Source organism: Streptomyces canus (genome assembly GCF_001514145.1).
In the GTDB taxonomy this organism is placed as follows: domain Bacteria; phylum Actinomycetota; class Actinomycetes; order Streptomycetales; family Streptomycetaceae; genus Streptomyces; species Streptomyces canus.
Map to the genome: position 1 here is coordinate 171,656 of NZ_KQ948668.1, position 15,057 is coordinate 186,712.

Below are 15,057 nucleotides of genomic sequence, written 5' to 3' on the forward strand. Positions count from 1 at the left end.
CCTCCTGAGACGCGCCACGGCTCACGAGCGCCGCCGCGCCGCACGCGCGCGTGCCGCCTCGTGGGCCTCACGCAGCAGTCGCACGACCGTCCCGGTCGTCCGCTCGCCGGGATTCACGACGCAGATCCAGCCGAGGGGGCCGTAGACCGGGTGCGGCAGCACCACGTCGGCCGCCGCGAGGGCGTACCGTCCCCCGGCAAGTCCCGGAAGCGCCGTCCGGCCGACATGGACGTTGACCCGCCAGCGGCCCGGCGGGTCGAGGTCGGACGCGCTGTCGTCGGGGTAGTTCTTGGTGACGATCGTGCCGTACGGCTGTGTGGTCCGGGGCATCACCCCGTCGGGGGCGTAGTAGAAGAACGCGTCGCCCCACGCGATCTCGGGAAAGTCCCCACCCGGCTCCGGGACGACCACGAGCGCCCCCTCGAAGCCGCGCACGGTCGCGATGATCTGCTCCATACTCATGGTTCAAGCGTGACCTTCAAGTGCTTGTGTGGGGTTGGCCGGACAATGCGCACAGCAGACGTCGCCAGGGCGTCCGGGTACTCGGTGCAGCAGGTGCGCGACCTGGAGCGGCTGGGGGTGATTCCGCCGGCCGCACGGTCGGACAACGGCTACCGCTCCTACACGCCGCTCCACGTGCACGCCCTGCGCGCCTACCGAGGACTCGCCGGTGCCGTCGGCCCCGTCGAGGCCCGGCGCCTGCTCGCCGAGCTGCGGATGGCGACGATCGCGGAGGCGGCCGCGGCGGTCGACGGGGTCCACGCCCGGCTTGCGCGGGAACGCGAGGAGGCGCTGCGCGCCCAGCGGGCGCTCCAGGGGATCCAGGCCGAAGAGGACGGCCGGGACGACGACTCCATGACCATCACGCAGCTCGCGGAGGCGCTCGGCGTACGGTCCTCCACCCTGAGGTTCTGGGAGCAGGAAGGGCTCGTGCTCCCCGAGCGGGTGACCACCCTGCGCGCGCGTCGCTACGGGCCGGCGGCCATCGGGGCCGCACGGGTCGTCGCCGCCCTGCGCGCCGGCGGTTACGGCATTCCGGCCGTGCGCGAGGTCATGGGCTCACTGGACGGACCCGACGGACTGGAGGACGCCCGGCGCATCCTTCGGGAACGGCTCGATCGGCTCGCCGCCCGGAGCGTGGCGCTGCTCCGGGCGGGCGCGGATCTGGCGGCCGTCGTCACCGCCGCGGACCCTACGCGGGGAACTCCAGGGCCTCCGGAGTGACCTCCCGCAGCCCACCGTCCAGCATCAGCCAGCGTGTGATGCCGATCGACTCCAGGAACGGCAGGTCGTGACTGGCCACGACCAGCGCGCCCTCGTACGACTCCAGGGCCGAGGTCAGTTGCCGCACGCTCGCCATGTCGAGGTTGTTCGTCGGCTCGTCGAGCATGAGCAGCTGAGGTGCGGGCTCCGCCAGCATCAGCGCGGCCAGGGCCGCCCGGAAGCGTTCGCCGCCGGACAGCGTCGACGCCTGCTGGTCGGCCCGGGCGCCCCGGAACAGGAAGCGGGCGAGACGGGCCCGCACCCGGTTGTTGGTGGCGCCCGGCGCGAACCGGGCCACGTTCTCGGCGACCGACAGCTCGCCGTCGAGGACGTCCAGGCGCTGGGGCAGGAAGCGGAGCGGGACATGGGCCGTCGCCTCGCCCGACACCGGCTCCAGTTCCCCGGCGATCGTGCGCAGCAGCGTCGTCTTGCCCGCGCCGTTGCGCCCGATCAGCGCGACCCGCTCGGGGCCCCGCAGATCGAGGCCGCCCTTCACCCGTGCGCCGTAGGCGAGTTCCAGGTCCATGAGGGTCAGCACCGTACGGCCCGGCGGCACGGCCGTGTACGGCAGGTCGACGCGGATCTCGTCGTCGTCCCGTACGGCCTCCACCGCCTCGTCGAGCCGGTCCTTGGCCTCGGCGAGTTTCTCCTCGTGCATGATGCGATGCTTGCCCGCGGACTCCTGCGCCGACCGCTTGCGCGCCCCCATGACGATCTTCGGCTCGCGCTTCTGCTCGAACATCTTCTGGCCGTACCGCTTGCGCCGGGCCAACTTGACCTGAGCATCAACCAGTTCGCGTTTCTGCTTGCGGAAGTCGGACTCGGCGACCCGCACCATCCGCTCCGCCGCGTCCTGTTCGACGGCCAGAGCCTCCTCGTAGGCGGAGAAGTTGCCGCCGTACCAGGTGACCTCCCCGGAGCGCAGATCGGCGATCTGGTCGACCAGGTCGAGGAGTTCGCGGTCGTGGCTGACCACGACCATGACCCCCGGCCAGGAGGCGACGGCCGTGTACAGGCGCCTGCGGGCGTACAGGTCGAGGTTGTTGGTGGGCTCGTCGAGAAGCAGGACGTCCGGGCGGCGCAGCAGCAGCGCCGCCAGCCGCAGCAGCACCGACTCGCCGCCCGAGACCTCGCCGATCCCGCGGTCCAACTCGATGTGGCCGAGCCCGAGTTCGCCGAGGGTGGCCAGGGCCCGCTCCTCCACGTCCCAGTCGTCACCGACCGTCTCGAAGTGCTCCTCGGCCACGTCACCCGCCTCGATGGCGTGCAGGGCGGCGCGCTGCGCGGCGATGCCGAGCGCCTCGTCGACCTTCAGGCCGGTGTCGAGCGTGACGTTCTGCGGGAGGTAACCGACCTCGCCCGCCACCCGTACGGCACCGTCGGCCGGGGTGAGTTCACCGGCGATGAGCTTCAACAGGGTTGATTTTCCTGACCCGTTGACGCCGACGAGACCGGTCCGGCCGGGGCCGAAGGCGATGTCGAGGCCCTCGAAGACAGGGGTGCCGTCGGGCCAGGAGAAGGCGAGCGAGGTGCAGGTGATGGAAGTAGACATACGAGTCTCCGCGGTTGCTCGAAGCGAGAAGGGGCAAACGCGTATCGAGACACCCGCGGCGACGGAGGCCAGAGAGGAAACCGGAGGGCGGGGACAGGGCCCGGCTCGTCGGAACGGCTCGTGTGCCGAGGTCGCACGCAGTGCACACACCACAGGTGTGTGACACGGTGTCTCAGGACCTCAGACGAGCAACGTCCTTCTCCGATCGACGACAACAGAACCGTTGTACAACGTACGAGGCGGCCGCAGGGCTGTCAACGAGTTAATGCTCCCCAGGAGGCCCCGTGCCCGTCGGTCCGCTCTCCCTGCCGGCCCACCTCTACCTGCTGGCCTGGGACACCTCGAAGTCCGATGTCACCGGTGCCACCCGGATCCCCCAGCTGGTCCGGGCCGGTGCGCTCACCGAGCTGGCCCAGCGCGGGCTGCTCCTCGACGACGACGGCATCGCGACCCCGGTCGACATGGACGCGTCCACCGGTGACGCCGTCCTGGACGGGCTTCTCGAACTGGTCCGCGAATCCCGGCCGCACCGGTGGCGGTCCTGGGTGACGCTGCACACCCGGATCACCCTGGACGCCGTACGGGAACAACTCGCCGCCGGGGGATGGCTGCGGGCGCGGAAGAGGCGGGCCCTGGGGCTTTTCCCCACGGTCGAGTACGACCTGGCGCGCCCGGCCGCGGTGGAGGCGCTCCAGGAGGAGGCGCGGGGGATCCTGCGGGGGCCGGTCCCGGCCGTGGACCTCTCCGACCGGGACGCGGCCGTCGTCGCGCTCGCGGCCGCCGCCGGGCTGAGGACCCTGCTGCCCCGCAAGGAGTCGCACGGCACCCGGGCGGAGGAGCTGATCGAGCGCAGCGGGCAGGCGGCCCCGGCACTGCGGAAGGTCGTCCAAGAGCTGCGCGGGGCGGTGACGGAGGCCTCGGCCGGGGCCTGAACACCGGCATGGCCGCAACCGGGGAGGACCTCACCCTGGAGCTCTGGAGCGGGCCGCCGCCTCCCTCGCCTCGGGTGCCGACGGGATCTTCGTCCCCGGGGCCGTCGACCCGGAGACCGTCGAACTCCTCGCCGACTGCGTGGACGGACCGCTGAACGTCATGGCGTAGGACGCGCCGGCCGACGGGCTCGAACCACGGCGACCTCAACGCCCTCCTCGGTGGCCCGCCTCAGTAGGCGTCCCGCATCAGTTCCGCCAGGTCGTGGTCGAGGTCGAGCTGGAGGTGCTCCAGGCCGGTCGGCACCAGGTCGTTCGTCGCCTCCAGGAACCGGCGCAGCTCACCCGTGCGTACATGCACGACGGCGGTGCCCTCGGGGGCGTGGAACTCGAGAACGGTGCGGTCGTAGCCGTACGGCCGCACCCGGACGTCGCCGTGGCCATCGGGCTCGTGCAGGCCGGTGGTGAGCAGATCGCGGCTGAAGGTCCAGCAGACCTCGACCCCCTCCAGGGTGGCCGGGGCGGGGAAGGTCATACGGACCGCGAACGGATCGCAGCGGTCGTAGTGCAATGTGGCGGGAATGCTCGGCATCCGCGGTGCCGCGGCGACGAGACGGGCCTCGACGGGCTGCTCGATGACGGTGGACAACGCCTTGCTCCCTTGTGACGGCCGGTGGGGCTTCGGAGTGAGGACGGGCACTGGAAGAGACGACGGAATGAGCCAATCCGTGTACACGAAAGTCGAGTGACCTCTGTCACCGTCTTCATGCACAGGTGTGATTCAGTCCTCTTCCCGTGCCCCGAGAGGCAGTTGTGGCGATCCCGCACGACCGGGCCGACGGCCGAGGGCATCTGGACGGCGCCGGGAGCGTGGGCTAGCTTCGCCCGCCATGAGGCGCTTGGGGAACACGCGAGGCAAGAGACGGCTGGGCCTGACGAGCCGCACCATCGCCGTGGGGGTGGCCTGTGCGGCGGCGTTGGCCGCCCTGGCCGCCGTACCGGCCCAGGCACACGGTCCCGACGGCCGCACCCCGCACTGGGAGCTCAAGGACACCGGCACCCCCGAGGTGCGGTTCCGCGGGCTGTCGGCCGTCAGCAGGGACACCGCCTGGCTGGCCGGTACCCAGGGCACCGTGCTGCGCACCACGGACGGCGGGGCGAGCTGGCGAAACGTCTCGCCCCCCGGCACCGCCGAACTCCAGTTCCGCGACATCGAGTCCTTCGACGCGCGCCGGGCCGTGGTCCTGGCCATCGGAGAGGGCGAGGCGTCCCGCGTGTACCGCACCGACGACGGCGGCGCGACCTGGACCGAGTCCTTCCGCAACACCGACGCCAAGGCCTTCTACGACTGCCTCACCTTCTTCGACCACCGCCACGGCCTCGCCATGAGCGACCCGGTGGACGGGAAGTTCCGCATCCTGTCGACCTCCGACGGCGGCCGCTCCTGGAAGGTGCTGCCGAACACCGGGATGCCGGCCGCGCTCGACGGCGAGGCCGGCTTCGCGGCGAGCGGGCAGTGCCTGGTCAGCTCCGGGCCGCGGGACGTCTGGCTGGCCACCGGCGGGGCGGCACGCGCGCGTGTACTGCACTCCGCCGACCGGGGGCTGACCTGGACGGCCTCCGACACACCGATCCCGGCGGGTGACCCGGCCAAGGGTGTCTTCGCGCTGGCCTTCCGCGACCGCGCGCACGGACTCGCGGTCGGCGGCGACTACCGCCCCGACCAGAGCTCGCCGCAGGCCGCAGCCCGAACCGGCGACGGGGGCGCCGCCTGGCGGCCCGCCGCAGCCCCGGTGAACGGCTACCGCTCCGGAGTGGCCTGGCTCCCGCACAGCCGCACCGCCGCTCTCGCGGTCGGCCCCACCGGCACCGACCTCACCAGGGACGGCGGCCGGACCTGGCGGACCGTCGACACCGGCTCGTACGACACCGTGGACTGCACGGTCGACGGCGGCTGCTGGGCGGCCGGGGAGAAGGGACGGGTGGCACGTCTGGAGGGCTGAGGGGCGGAGTGTGGGTACCCGGTCGCCGATGGCGAAAGGAGTGATCCCCTATGCCGGCCGGTTCGAGCTCCAAGCGCGAGCGTCAGTACGAGCACATCAAGGAGAGCGTCCAGGACCGGGGCGAGAGCACCGGACGGGCCAAGGAGATCGCGGCGCGGACGGTCAACAAGGAACGCGCCCGGTCCGGCGAGTCCAAGACCGTCGGCCGCACCTCGACCCAGGACATGTCCTCGGGCAAGCGGGGCGGCCGGCGGTCCGGCACGGGCTCCCAGGGGCCGACCTACGACCAGCTCTACGAGGAGGCCAAACGCAAGGGCGTCAAGGGCCGTTCGGACATGAACAAGAGCCGGCTCCAGCGTGCCCTGGACGGCAAGGGCTGACCCTCAGTCCAGGGTCTCGCGGTACTCCTCCAGCGCGGGGGCCGTCTTCGTCGCGGCGAACTCGGTGACGCGGTACGCGCACACCCCGGCCACGACGAACGGGTCACCCGCGACGGTCTCCTGGATCCGCGCGCGGTCCTCCGCGACGGCGATGATCACCCCGCCGTCGCGGGGGTTCTTGCGCCCGGACGCCAGGAAGACGCCGCGCCCGTACTGCTCGTCCAGCCAGGCGACATGCGCCGGCAGCACGGCGTCCACGGCATCGAGCGGGGCGGTGTAGGTCAGCTCCAGTACGAACATGATCGCGAGGGTACGCCGTCCCGCCGTACCCTCGTCCCCACCATGACGACCGTAGACATTCCCGCGGGCTGGCCCGCGACCGAGGAGCAGGCCCGCGCGGTCCAGGACGAGTTGAGGGCGAGGACGGTCCTCGACGAGCCCGGCCCGCCCCCCGGCACCGGCCATGTCACCGGGGTCGACGTGGCCTACGACGACGAACGGGACGTCGTCGCGGCGGCGGCCGTCGTGCTGGACGCGGCGACGCTGGACGTCGTCGCCGAGGCCACGGCCGTCGGGCGGATCTCCTTTCCGTACGTCCCCGGCCTGCTCGCGTTCCGCGAGATCCCCACGGTCCTCGCCGCCCTCGGCGCCCTGCCGGATCCGCCCGGCCTGGTCGTCTGCGACGGCTACGGCCTCGCCCATCCCCGCCGCTTCGGCCTCGCGAGCCACCTGGGCGTGCTCACCGGTCTGCCGACGATCGGCGTCGCCAAGAACCCGTTCGCCTTCACCTACGACGATCCCGGCGCCCGGCGTGGCGCGTGGGCACCGCTGCTGGCGGACGCGCAGGAGGTGGGCCGGGCCCTGCGGACCCGCGAGGCCGTGAAGCCGGTCTTCGTCTCGGTCGGCCACCGCGTGAGCCTCGACAACGCCTGCGCCCACACCCTCGCCCTCACGCCGGCGTACCGGCTCCCGGAGACGACCCGCAGGGCGGACGCGCTGTGCCGGAAGGCGCTGCGGGAGGCGACCGCCTGACCGCGCTCCAGGAGCGGACCGAGCCAGGGGGACTGAGTACGTCGTCTGAGTACCTGTACGGATGTGCGCACCCCGGTGCGATCGGCAGGCTGTCCCGCATGACGACGCACCGCATGACCCACCGTTCTCCCAAGCCCCTCGCCGACCCCAACCGGCCCGTCGAGCGTGCGGTGACCGCCGCGCTGGTCCTCGGTGTGCTCGCGGGACTCGGCTGGATAGCGGGGATGATCTACACGGTGGCCGGCTGGTCCTTCTGACGCGTGCTCACCGGCTCGACGCCACCCGGAAGGTGATTCCGGCCCGTCGCAGCCGCTCGATCAGCGCGTCCCCCATCGCCACCGCCGTCGTGACCTGACCGGTGGTCTCCGGCAGGTCGTCGAAGGCCAGGGACAGCGCCGACTCGGCGAACATCTTCGCCGTCTCGTCGTATCCCGGGTCGCCGCCCGCGACCTCGGTGAACACCCGGCGCCCACCGCCCTCGCCGACGAAGCGCACGGTGAACCAGCTCTTCGCCCGTTTCTCGGGGCTCGGCCCGTCACCCGGCTTGACCCGGTTGGACAGCCAGCGCCGGGCGGGCGGCACCTGGGCCGCCGCGAACAGCGCGCCCACGGCCGCGACCCCGCCCACCGCCATGGGCAGCCGCCGTACCGCCGCGTAGTGGCGGTAGCGGAAGTCGGGGCCGTAGCGCTCGAGGGCCTTGGCGGAGCGGCGGACGATCTGCGCGTCGATGGTCGGCAGGGGCAGGGCCCAGGCGCCGATCTCCTGGGCGTACCGCGGTGTTCCGGTCGGCGCGGTGGCCCGTCGGCCCACCAGGCGCGGCTCGTGCCGTCCGCGGTCCCGTGCGGCGGCGATCATCTGCCGGCCCCGCGCGAACTGGTTCAACGCCGAGGCGAACGTCCCGCCGGAGAAGGTGGCGTCGGCGGTCACGAACCCGTCGACGGTCAGCGGCACGCCCTCCGGCAGCTGCCGGACCGTGAAGTACGCCCCCAGGTCGTGCGGGATCGAGTCGAACCCGCACGCGTGCACCAGCCGTGCGCCGGTCTCACGCGCGCGTGCGTCGTGCCGGACGTACATCAGGTCCACGAACTCCGGCTCGCCCGAGAGGTCGAGATAGTCCGTACCCGTGTCCGCGCAGGCGGCGACGAGCTCCTCGCCGTACGTCAGATAGGGGCCGACCGTCGTGGCGACCACGCGCGCCTGGTCGGCGAGGGCGCGCAGCGACTCCGGGTCCGAGACGTCGGCCGTGAGCACCCCGACGGCCGTGCCCTTGGGCAGCTTCTCGCGCAGTGCCCGGAGCTTGTCCTCGCTGCGGCCGGCGATCGCCCAGCGCAGATCCTCCGGGCCGTGTGCGGCGAGGTACTCCGCGGTGAGCACTCCCGCGAAACTGGTCGCTCCGAAGAGCACGATGTCGTAGGGACGGTCCGCCCTTTTCAGCCTGCTCATGACACTCCTGGATCCCGCCGCGCGCCGTTGTCGGTGGCCGAGGCTAGCGTGAAGACTGCGGAGCCCGACGACGAGGCCGGAGGTGGGACGGTGGCCGTGCCCAGGAACGCCCTGCAGACGTGGGAGAAGGTGCGCGAATTCGCGCTGGGGCTGCCGGGTACCACGGAGGAGTTCCCCTGGGGCGAGACCGTCGCCAAGGTCAACAAGAAGGTCTTCGTCTTCCTGGGAGTGAGCGACGGCAGCTACCCGATGGGCGTCACGGTGAAGCTCAAGGACGCGGAGGCCCACGCCCACGCACTGACCTCCCCGGGCGCCGAGCCCGCCGGGTACGGACTGGGCAAGGCCGGCTGGGTGCGCGTCCCGCTCGCGGAGAAGGGCTCCCCGGCGGCGGACCTGCTGTGCGACTGGGTCGAGGAGAGCTACCGCGCGATCGCGCCGAAGCGGCTGATAGCGGAGCTCGACGCCCGGTGACCGGGCCCATAATTGGCTAAGCGCTTGCTCGCTCAGGTCTTGTGTCCACTGGAACGCGTTCATAGCATCACTGGTGTTACATCAGTTGTGTCACGCCAATGGGGGCTGGATGACAACGGCAACGACGCCCGGGCGCGGCCCGCTCGCCGGCGTACGCGTGGTCGAGCTGGCCGGTATCGGGCCCGGCCCGTTCGCCGCCATGCTCCTTGCCGACCTGGGGGCCGACGTCGTCCACGTGTCCCGCCCGGGCGGCGTCTCCCTGTCGATCAACCCCGCCTACGACATCACCAATCGCAACAAACGCTCGGTGGTCGTCGACCTCAAGGCCCCGGACGGCCCCTCGCGCGTGCTCGACCTCGCCGCCCGCGCCGACATCCTGATCGAGGGCAACCGCCCCGGAGTCGCCGAGCGCCTCGGCGTCGGCCCCGAGGACTGCCACGTGCGCAACCCCGCCCTGGTCTACGGCCGGATGACCGGCTGGGGCCAGGAAGGGCCGCTCGCCCAGCGCGCCGGCCACGACATCGCGTACATCGCGCTCACCGGCACCCTCGGCATGATCGGCGAACCGGACCGGCCCCCCGCCGTCCCCGCCAACCTCCTCGGCGACTACGCGGGCGGCTCCCTGTACCTCGTCGTCGGCGTCCTCGCCGCCCTGCACCACGCGCGCGCGACCGGCACCGGCCAGGTCGTCGACGCCGCCATCGTCGACGGGACCTCCCACCTCGCCGCGATGATCCACGCCATGACCGCCGCCGGTGGCTGGCAGGACCGGCGCGGCGCCAACCTCCTGGACGGCGGCTGCCCGTACTACGGCACCTACGAGACCGCCGACGGCAAGTACATGGCGGTGGGCGCGCTGGAGCCGCAGTTCTACGACCTGTTCCTGGACCTGCTCGGCCTGCCGGACTTCGAGGACGCCCGCAAGGACTGGACCCGCTGGGGCGAGCTGCGCGAGGCGGTCACCGCCCGCTTCAAGACCCGTACGAGAGACGAGTGGACGGAAGTCTTCGAGGGCACCGACGCGTGCGTGGCGCCCGTCCTGTCGCTGCGCGAGGCCCCGCACCACCCGCACCTGGCCGCCCGCGGCACCTTCACCGACCACGGCGGCATCACCCAGCCCGTGCCCGCACCCCGCTTCTCGGCGACCCCCACGGCGGTCCGCACGGGGCCCGTCAGGGCCGGCGCCGACACCGCGGACGTGGCACGCGACTGGGGCGTACCGGAACTTTTGGAAGGCCCCGAATGAAAGGCCCCGAATGAAGCGGCAGCTCTTCACCCCCGAGCACGACGCGTTCCGCGAGACCGTGCGCGCCTTCCTGGCCAGGGAGGTCCTGCCGCACTACGAGCAGTGGGAGAAGGACGGCATCGTCTCCCGCGAGGCCTGGCGGGCGGCCGGCAAGCAGGGCCTGCTCGGACTCGCCGTGCCCGAGGAGTTCGGGGGCGGCGGCACGACCGACTTCCGCTACGCCACCGTCCTGGCCGAGGAGTTCACGCGCGCGGGTGCTCCCGGCCTCGCCCTGGGACTGCACAACGACGTCATCGGCCCGTACCTCACCGCCCTCGCCACCGAGGAGCAGAAGCGCCGCTGGCTGCCCGGCTTCTGTGACGGTTCGCTCGTCACCGCCATCGCCATGACCGAGCCCGGCGCGGGCTCCGACCTCCAGGGCATCCGCACACACGCGCAGGACCGGGGCGACCACTGGCTGCTGAACGGCTCCAAGACGTTCATCTCCAACGGGATCATCGCCGACCTGGTGATCGTGGTCGCCAGGACGACGCCCGAGGGCGGTGCCCGCGGACTGTCGTTGCTGGTCGTCGAGCGCGGCATGGACGGTTTCGAGCGCGGCCGCAACCTCGACAAGATCGGCCAGAAGGCCCAGGACACGGCCGAGTTGTTCTTTCACGACGTGCGCGTGCCGAAGGAGAACCTCCTCGGCGAACACAACGGCGCCTTCGGGCACCTGATGACCAACCTCGCGCAGGAGCGGCTGAGCATCGCCGTCTCCGCGATCGCCGCCGCCGAACACCTCCTGGAGATCACCACCGAGTACGTCAAGGAGCGCGAGGCCTTCGGCCGGCCGCTCGCCACCAAGCAGCACATCCGGTTCGAGATAGCCGAGATGGCCACGGAGTGCGCGGTCACGCGGACATTCGTCGACCGGTGCGTCGAGGACCACTCCGACGGGGGACTGGACGCGGTCCACGCCTCCATGGCCAAGTGGTGGGCCACCGAGCTCCAGAAGCGGGTCGCCGACCGCTGTCTCCAACTGCACGGCGGGTACGGCTACATGAGCGAGTACCCGGTCGCCAAGGCCTTCACCGACGGCCGTATCCAGACCATCTACGGCGGCACGACCGAGATCATGAAAGAGATCATCGGTCGTTCCCTCCTGAGCTGACTCTCCCGAAAGGCTTCCCGTGAGCACCGAAGCGTACGTGTACGACGCGATCCGCACCCCGCGCGGCCGCGGCAAGGCGAACGGCGCCCTGCACGGCACCAAGCCCATCGACCTGGTCGTCGGACTCATCCACGAGATCCGCGCCCGCTTCCCGGACCTGGACCCGGCCGCGGTCGACGACATCGTGCTCGGCGTCGTCGGCCCCGTCGGCGACCAGGGCTCCGACATCGCCCGGATCGCCGCCGTCGCCGCCGGACTCCCGGACACGGTCGCGGGCGTACAGGAGAACCGCTTCTGTGCCTCGGGCCTGGAGGCCGTCAACATGGCGGCCGCCAAGGTGCGTTCGGGCTGGGAGGACCTGGTCCTCGCGGGCGGCGTCGAGTCCATGTCCCGGGTGCCGATGGCCTCCGACGGCGGCGCCTGGTTCAACGACCCGATGACCAACCTGGCCGTCAACTTCGTGCCGCAGGGCATCGGCGCCGACCTGATCGCCACGATCGAGGGATTCTCCCGCCGTGACGTCGACGAATACGCGGCCCTCTCGCAGGAGCGCGCGGCCACGGCCTGGAAAGAGGGCCGCTTCGACCGGTCCGTCGTCCCGGTGAAGGACCGCGCCGGCCTGACCGTCCTCGACCACGACGAGCACCTGCGACCGGGCACCACCGCCGACTCCCTCGGCAAGCTCAAGCCGTCCTTCGCGGACATCGGCGACCTCGGCGGCTTCGACGCCGTGGCCCTGCAGAAGTACCACTGGGTCGAGAAGATCGACCACGTCCACCACGCGGGCAATTCCTCCGGCATCGTGGACGGCGCCTCGCTGGTCGCGATCGGCTCCCAGGAGGTCGGCGAGCGCTACGGCCTCACCCCGCGCGCGCGGATCGTGTCCGCGGCGGTCTCCGGTTCCGAACCCACCATCATGCTCACCGGCCCCGCGCCCGCCACCCGCAAGGCACTCGCCAAGGCCGGACTGACCATCGACGACATCGACCTCGTCGAGATCAACGAGGCCTTCGCGGCGGTCGTCCTGCGCTTCGTGCGGGACATGGGCCTGTCACTGGACAAGGTCAACGTCAACGGCGGCGCGATCGCGCTCGGCCACCCGCTCGGTGCCACCGGCGCCATGATCCTCGGCAGCCTGATCGACGAACTGGAGCGCCAGGACAAGCGGTACGGCCTCGCCACGCTCTGTGTGGGCGGCGGCATGGGCATCGCCACCATCGTCGAGCGCATCTGACCCCCTCCCACGGATACGACGGATCACACGGAGCACTTCCACATGAGCACTCAGTCCACGACCATCCGCTGGGAACAGGACCGCACCGGCGTCGTCACCCTCGTCCTCGACGACCCCGACCAGTCCGCGAACACCATGAACCAGGCGTTCCGGGACTCCCTCGCGGTGATCACCGACCGCCTGGAGGCGGAGAAGGACACCGTCCGCGGTGTCATCATCACCTCCGCGAAGAAGACCTTCTTCGCGGGCGGCGACCTGCGCGACCTCATCCGGGTCACGCCGGAAACCGCGCAGGAACTCTTCGACGGCGGCCTCGCGATCAAGCGCAACCTGCGCCGCATCGAGACCCTGGGCAAGCCGGTCGTCGCCGCGATCAACGGCGCGGCCCTGGGCGGCGGTTACGAGATCGCCCTCGCCTGCCACCACCGCATCGCCCTCGACGCACCCGGCTCCAAGATCGGCTGCCCCGAGGTCACCCTCGGCCTGCTCCCCGGAGGCGGCGGAGTCGTCCGTACGGTCCGTCTCCTGGGCATCGCCGACGCCCTCCTGAAGGTCCTGCTCCAGGGCACCCAGTACGCCCCGCAGCGCGCCCTGCAGAACGGCCTGGTCGACGACGTGGCCATCACACAGGACGAACTCCTGGCCAAGGCCCGCGCCTTCATCGACGCCAACCCCGAGTCCCAGCAGCCCTGGGACAAGCCGGGCCACCGCATCCCCGGCGGCACGCCCGCCAACCCCAAGTTCGCGGCGAACCTCCCCGCCTTCCCGGCGACCCTCCGCAAGCAGACCAACGGCGCGCCCTACCCGGCCCCGCGCAACATCCTCGCGGCAGCGGTGGAAGGCGCCCAGGTCGACTTCGAGACGGCACAGGTCATCGAGGCGCGCTACTTCGTCGAGCTGGCCGCCGGTCAGACCTCCAAGAACATGATCCAGGCGTTCTTCTTCGACCTCCAGGCGGTGAACTCCGGCGCCAACCGCCCCAAGGGCGTGGCCCCCCGGCAGGTCCGCAAGGTGGCCGTACTCGGCGCCGGGATGATGGGCGCGGGCATCGCGTACTCGTGCGCCCGCGCGGGCATCGACGTGGTCCTGAAGGACGTGACCCCGCAGGCGGCGGCCAAGGGCAAGGCCTACTCGGAGAAGCTCTGCGCGAAGGCGGTCTCCCGCGGCCGGACGACCCAGGAGAAGGCGGACGCGCTCCTGGCCCGCATCACTGCGACGGCGGACCCCCAGGACCTGGCCGGCTGCGACGCGGTCATCGAGGCCGTCTTCGAGGACTCGGCGCTGAAGCACAAGGTCTTCCAGGAGATCCAGCACATCGTCGAGCCGGACGCTCTGCTCTGCTCCAACACCTCGACCCTGCCGATCACCGCGCTGGCCGAGGGCGTGGAGCGTCAGACGGACTTCATCGGCCTGCACTTCTTCTCCCCGGTCGACAAGATGCCGCTGGTCGAGATCATCAAGGGGGAGAGGACGGGCGAGGAGGCGCTGGCACGCGCCTTCGACCTGGTCCGGCAGATCAAGAAGACGCCGATCGTCGTGAACGACTCCCGCGGCTTCTTCACCTCCCGCGTCATCGGCCACTTCCTCAACGAGGGTGTGGCCATGGTCGGCGAGGGCATCGAGCCCGCGTCGATCGAGCAGGCGGCGGCACAGGCGGGCTACCCGGCGAAGGTCCTGTCGCTGATGGACGAGTTGACGCTCACGCTCCCGCGCAAGATCCGCAAGGAGACGAAGCAGGCGGTGGAGGAGTCGGGCGGAACCTGGACACCCCACCCCGCGGAGGCGGTCATCGACCGCATGGTCGACGAGTTCGGCCGCACGGGCCGCAGCGGGGGCGGCGGCTTCTACGACTACGGCGACGACGGCAGGCGCACCCCCCTGTGGCCGGGCCTGCGGGAACACTTCACGCGCGCGGGTTCGGAGATCCCCTTCAGGGACATGCAGGAACGCATGCTCTTCTCCGAGGCCCTGGACACGGTCAAACTCCTGGAGGAGGGAGTGCTGACCTCGGTCGCCGACGCCAACATCGGCTCCGTCTTCGGCATCGGCTTCCCCGGCTGGACGGGCGGAGTCCTGCAGTACATCAACGGCTACGAGGGCGGTCTGCCGGGCTTCGTGGCCCGCGCGCGTGAACTGGCGGAGCGGTACGGAGAGCGGTTCACGCCACCGGCGTTGCTGGTGGAGAAGGCGCAGAACGGGGAGCGCTTCGGGGACCAGTGACGCGGATGCCATGAACGCCGGGCGGGCGAGTGCGGCTCGCCCGCCCGGCGTCCGGGGGCGGGCAACTCAGCCCGTACGGCCGACCCGCCCCCTTGCCCCACACCCCCGGGCTCCCCGACGCTGGCTTGCGA

General features: G+C 71.5%; 16 protein-coding genes and 1 pseudogene. 12 read left to right on the forward strand and 5 right to left on the reverse strand.

Annotated elements, in window-relative coordinates:
* Positions 1 to 21 precede the first annotated feature (21 nt).
* Positions 22 to 456 (reverse strand): DUF6194 family protein, encoded by a 435-nt coding sequence (locus AQJ46_RS34890; RefSeq protein ID WP_059209357.1) that lies wholly within the window; start codon positions 454 to 456, stop codon positions 22 to 24.
* A 51-nt stretch (positions 457 to 507) separates the two neighbouring features.
* On the opposite strand from AQJ46_RS34890, the gene AQJ46_RS34895 reads away from it, so the two are divergent.
* Positions 508 to 1,224: a MerR family transcriptional regulator gene (locus AQJ46_RS34895; RefSeq protein ID WP_059209358.1), complete on the forward strand. Its 717-nt coding sequence runs from the start codon at positions 508 to 510 to the stop codon at positions 1,222 to 1,224.
* Here AQJ46_RS34895 and AQJ46_RS34900 read toward each other — a convergent pair.
* The gene (locus tag AQJ46_RS34900) at positions 1,193 to 2,815 is read right to left on the reverse strand and encodes an ABC-F family ATP-binding cassette domain-containing protein (protein ID WP_059209359.1); all 1,623 of its coding nucleotides are present in this window, start codon (positions 2,813 to 2,815) and stop codon (positions 1,193 to 1,195) included. The two genes, AQJ46_RS34895 and AQJ46_RS34900, sit on opposite strands and share 32 nt — an antisense overlap.
* A 284-nt stretch (positions 2,816 to 3,099) precedes the next feature.
* Here AQJ46_RS34900 and AQJ46_RS34905 point away from each other — a divergent pair, with 284 nt between their 5' ends.
* On the forward strand, positions 3,100 to 3,747 hold the full coding sequence (locus AQJ46_RS34905) for a GOLPH3/VPS74 family protein (protein ID WP_059209360.1): 648 nt from the start codon (positions 3,100 to 3,102) through the stop codon (positions 3,745 to 3,747).
* A 37-nt stretch (positions 3,748 to 3,784) separates the two neighbouring features.
* Positions 3,785 to 3,913, forward strand: a pseudogene (locus AQJ46_RS52780) (isocitrate lyase/phosphoenolpyruvate mutase family protein); the annotation flags it as partial.
* A 63-nt stretch (positions 3,914 to 3,976) separates the two neighbouring features.
* On the opposite strand, the gene ssgD reads toward AQJ46_RS52780, so the two are convergent.
* A complete protein-coding gene (ssgD, locus tag AQJ46_RS34910; RefSeq protein WP_057610164.1) occupies positions 3,977 to 4,393 on the reverse strand; it encodes a spore wall synthesis regulator SsgD in 417 nt (138 codons plus the stop codon).
* Between the two features lie 241 nt (positions 4,394 to 4,634).
* Between ssgD and AQJ46_RS34915 the strand changes: the two genes are divergently transcribed.
* Together AQJ46_RS34915 and AQJ46_RS34920 are read left to right on the forward strand one after the other, a co-directional pair.
* Positions 4,635 to 5,747, forward strand: a complete 1,113-nt coding sequence (locus AQJ46_RS34915; RefSeq protein ID WP_225887470.1) for a WD40/YVTN/BNR-like repeat-containing protein — start codon at positions 4,635 to 4,637, stop codon at positions 5,745 to 5,747.
* 50 nt (positions 5,748 to 5,797) lie between these two features.
* Positions 5,798 to 6,127 (forward strand): hypothetical protein, encoded by a 330-nt coding sequence (locus tag AQJ46_RS34920; RefSeq protein ID WP_059209361.1) that lies wholly within the window; start codon positions 5,798 to 5,800, stop codon positions 6,125 to 6,127.
* A 3-nt stretch (positions 6,128 to 6,130) separates the two neighbouring features.
* Here AQJ46_RS34920 and AQJ46_RS34925 read toward each other — a convergent pair whose 3' ends face one another.
* On the reverse strand, positions 6,131 to 6,427 hold the full coding sequence (locus AQJ46_RS34925) for a YciI family protein (RefSeq protein WP_059209362.1): 297 nt from the start codon (positions 6,425 to 6,427) through the stop codon (positions 6,131 to 6,133).
* Between the two features lie 42 nt (positions 6,428 to 6,469).
* Here AQJ46_RS34925 and AQJ46_RS34930 point away from each other — a divergent pair, with 42 nt between their 5' ends.
* A complete protein-coding gene (locus AQJ46_RS34930) occupies positions 6,470 to 7,159 on the forward strand; it encodes an endonuclease V (RefSeq protein WP_059209363.1) in 690 nt (229 codons plus the stop codon).
* A 98-nt stretch (positions 7,160 to 7,257) separates the two neighbouring features.
* A complete protein-coding gene (gene mmpA, locus AQJ46_RS56355; RefSeq protein WP_086723806.1) occupies positions 7,258 to 7,416 on the forward strand; it encodes a morphogenic membrane protein MmpA in 159 nt (52 codons plus the stop codon).
* Between the two features lie 7 nt (positions 7,417 to 7,423).
* Here mmpA and AQJ46_RS34940 read toward each other — a convergent pair whose 3' ends face one another.
* Entirely contained in the window at positions 7,424 to 8,602 is a 1,179-nt protein-coding gene (locus AQJ46_RS34940; RefSeq protein ID WP_059209365.1) for a saccharopine dehydrogenase family protein, read from the reverse strand.
* A gap of 90 nt (positions 8,603 to 8,692) precedes the next feature.
* Here AQJ46_RS34940 and AQJ46_RS34945 point away from each other — a divergent pair, with 90 nt between their 5' ends.
* From AQJ46_RS34945 to AQJ46_RS34965, 5 genes are all read left to right on the forward strand, one after another.
* On the forward strand, positions 8,693 to 9,073 hold the full coding sequence (locus tag AQJ46_RS34945) for an MmcQ/YjbR family DNA-binding protein (protein WP_059209482.1): 381 nt from the start codon (positions 8,693 to 8,695) through the stop codon (positions 9,071 to 9,073).
* Positions 9,074 to 9,182: 109 nt separating this feature from the next.
* Positions 9,183 to 10,319, forward strand: a complete 1,137-nt coding sequence (locus AQJ46_RS34950) for a CaiB/BaiF CoA transferase family protein (RefSeq protein ID WP_079072540.1) — start codon at positions 9,183 to 9,185, stop codon at positions 10,317 to 10,319.
* 10 nt (positions 10,320 to 10,329) lie between these two features.
* Positions 10,330 to 11,472, forward strand: coding sequence for an acyl-CoA dehydrogenase family protein (locus AQJ46_RS34955; protein WP_059209367.1), 1,143 nt, complete (start codon positions 10,330 to 10,332; stop codon positions 11,470 to 11,472).
* A gap of 19 nt (positions 11,473 to 11,491) precedes the next feature.
* Entirely contained in the window at positions 11,492 to 12,706 is a 1,215-nt protein-coding gene (locus AQJ46_RS34960) for an acetyl-CoA C-acetyltransferase (protein ID WP_057610171.1), read from the forward strand.
* Positions 12,707 to 12,748: 42 nt separating this feature from the next.
* On the forward strand, positions 12,749 to 14,926 hold the full coding sequence (locus AQJ46_RS34965; RefSeq protein ID WP_059209368.1) for a 3-hydroxyacyl-CoA dehydrogenase NAD-binding domain-containing protein: 2,178 nt from the start codon (positions 12,749 to 12,751) through the stop codon (positions 14,924 to 14,926).
* Positions 14,927 to 15,057: the final 131 nt, after the last annotated feature.

What these genes read in the sequence shown, in the direction of transcription:
- AQJ46_RS34895 (WP_059209358.1), top strand. Translation starts at nt 508, where the DNA reads ATGCGCACAGCAGACGTCGCCAGGGCGTCCGGGTACTCGGTGCAGCAG.
- AQJ46_RS34915 (WP_225887470.1), top strand. Translation starts at nt 4,635, where the DNA reads ATGAGGCGCTTGGGGAACACGCGAGGCAAGAGACGGCTGGGCCTGACG.
- AQJ46_RS34890 (WP_059209357.1), bottom strand. Translation starts at nt 456, where the DNA reads ATGGAGCAGATCATCGCGACCGTGCGCGGCTTCGAGGGGGCGCTCGTG.
- AQJ46_RS34950 (WP_079072540.1), top strand. Translation starts at nt 9,183, where the DNA reads ATGACAACGGCAACGACGCCCGGGCGCGGCCCGCTCGCCGGCGTACGC.
- AQJ46_RS34940 (WP_059209365.1), bottom strand. Translation starts at nt 8,602, where the DNA reads ATGAGCAGGCTGAAAAGGGCGGACCGTCCCTACGACATCGTGCTCTTC.
- AQJ46_RS34965 (WP_059209368.1), top strand. Translation starts at nt 12,749, where the DNA reads ATGAGCACTCAGTCCACGACCATCCGCTGGGAACAGGACCGCACCGGC.
- AQJ46_RS34925 (WP_059209362.1), bottom strand. Translation starts at nt 6,427, where the DNA reads ATGTTCGTACTGGAGCTGACCTACACCGCCCCGCTCGATGCCGTGGAC.
- AQJ46_RS34955 (WP_059209367.1), top strand. Translation starts at nt 10,330, where the DNA reads ATGAAGCGGCAGCTCTTCACCCCCGAGCACGACGCGTTCCGCGAGACC.
- AQJ46_RS34900 (WP_059209359.1), bottom strand. Translation starts at nt 2,815, where the DNA reads ATGTCTACTTCCATCACCTGCACCTCGCTCGCCTTCTCCTGGCCCGAC.
- AQJ46_RS34930 (WP_059209363.1), top strand. Translation starts at nt 6,470, where the DNA reads ATGACGACCGTAGACATTCCCGCGGGCTGGCCCGCGACCGAGGAGCAG.
- AQJ46_RS34920 (WP_059209361.1), top strand. Translation starts at nt 5,798, where the DNA reads ATGCCGGCCGGTTCGAGCTCCAAGCGCGAGCGTCAGTACGAGCACATC.
- mmpA (WP_086723806.1), top strand. Translation starts at nt 7,258, where the DNA reads ATGACGACGCACCGCATGACCCACCGTTCTCCCAAGCCCCTCGCCGAC.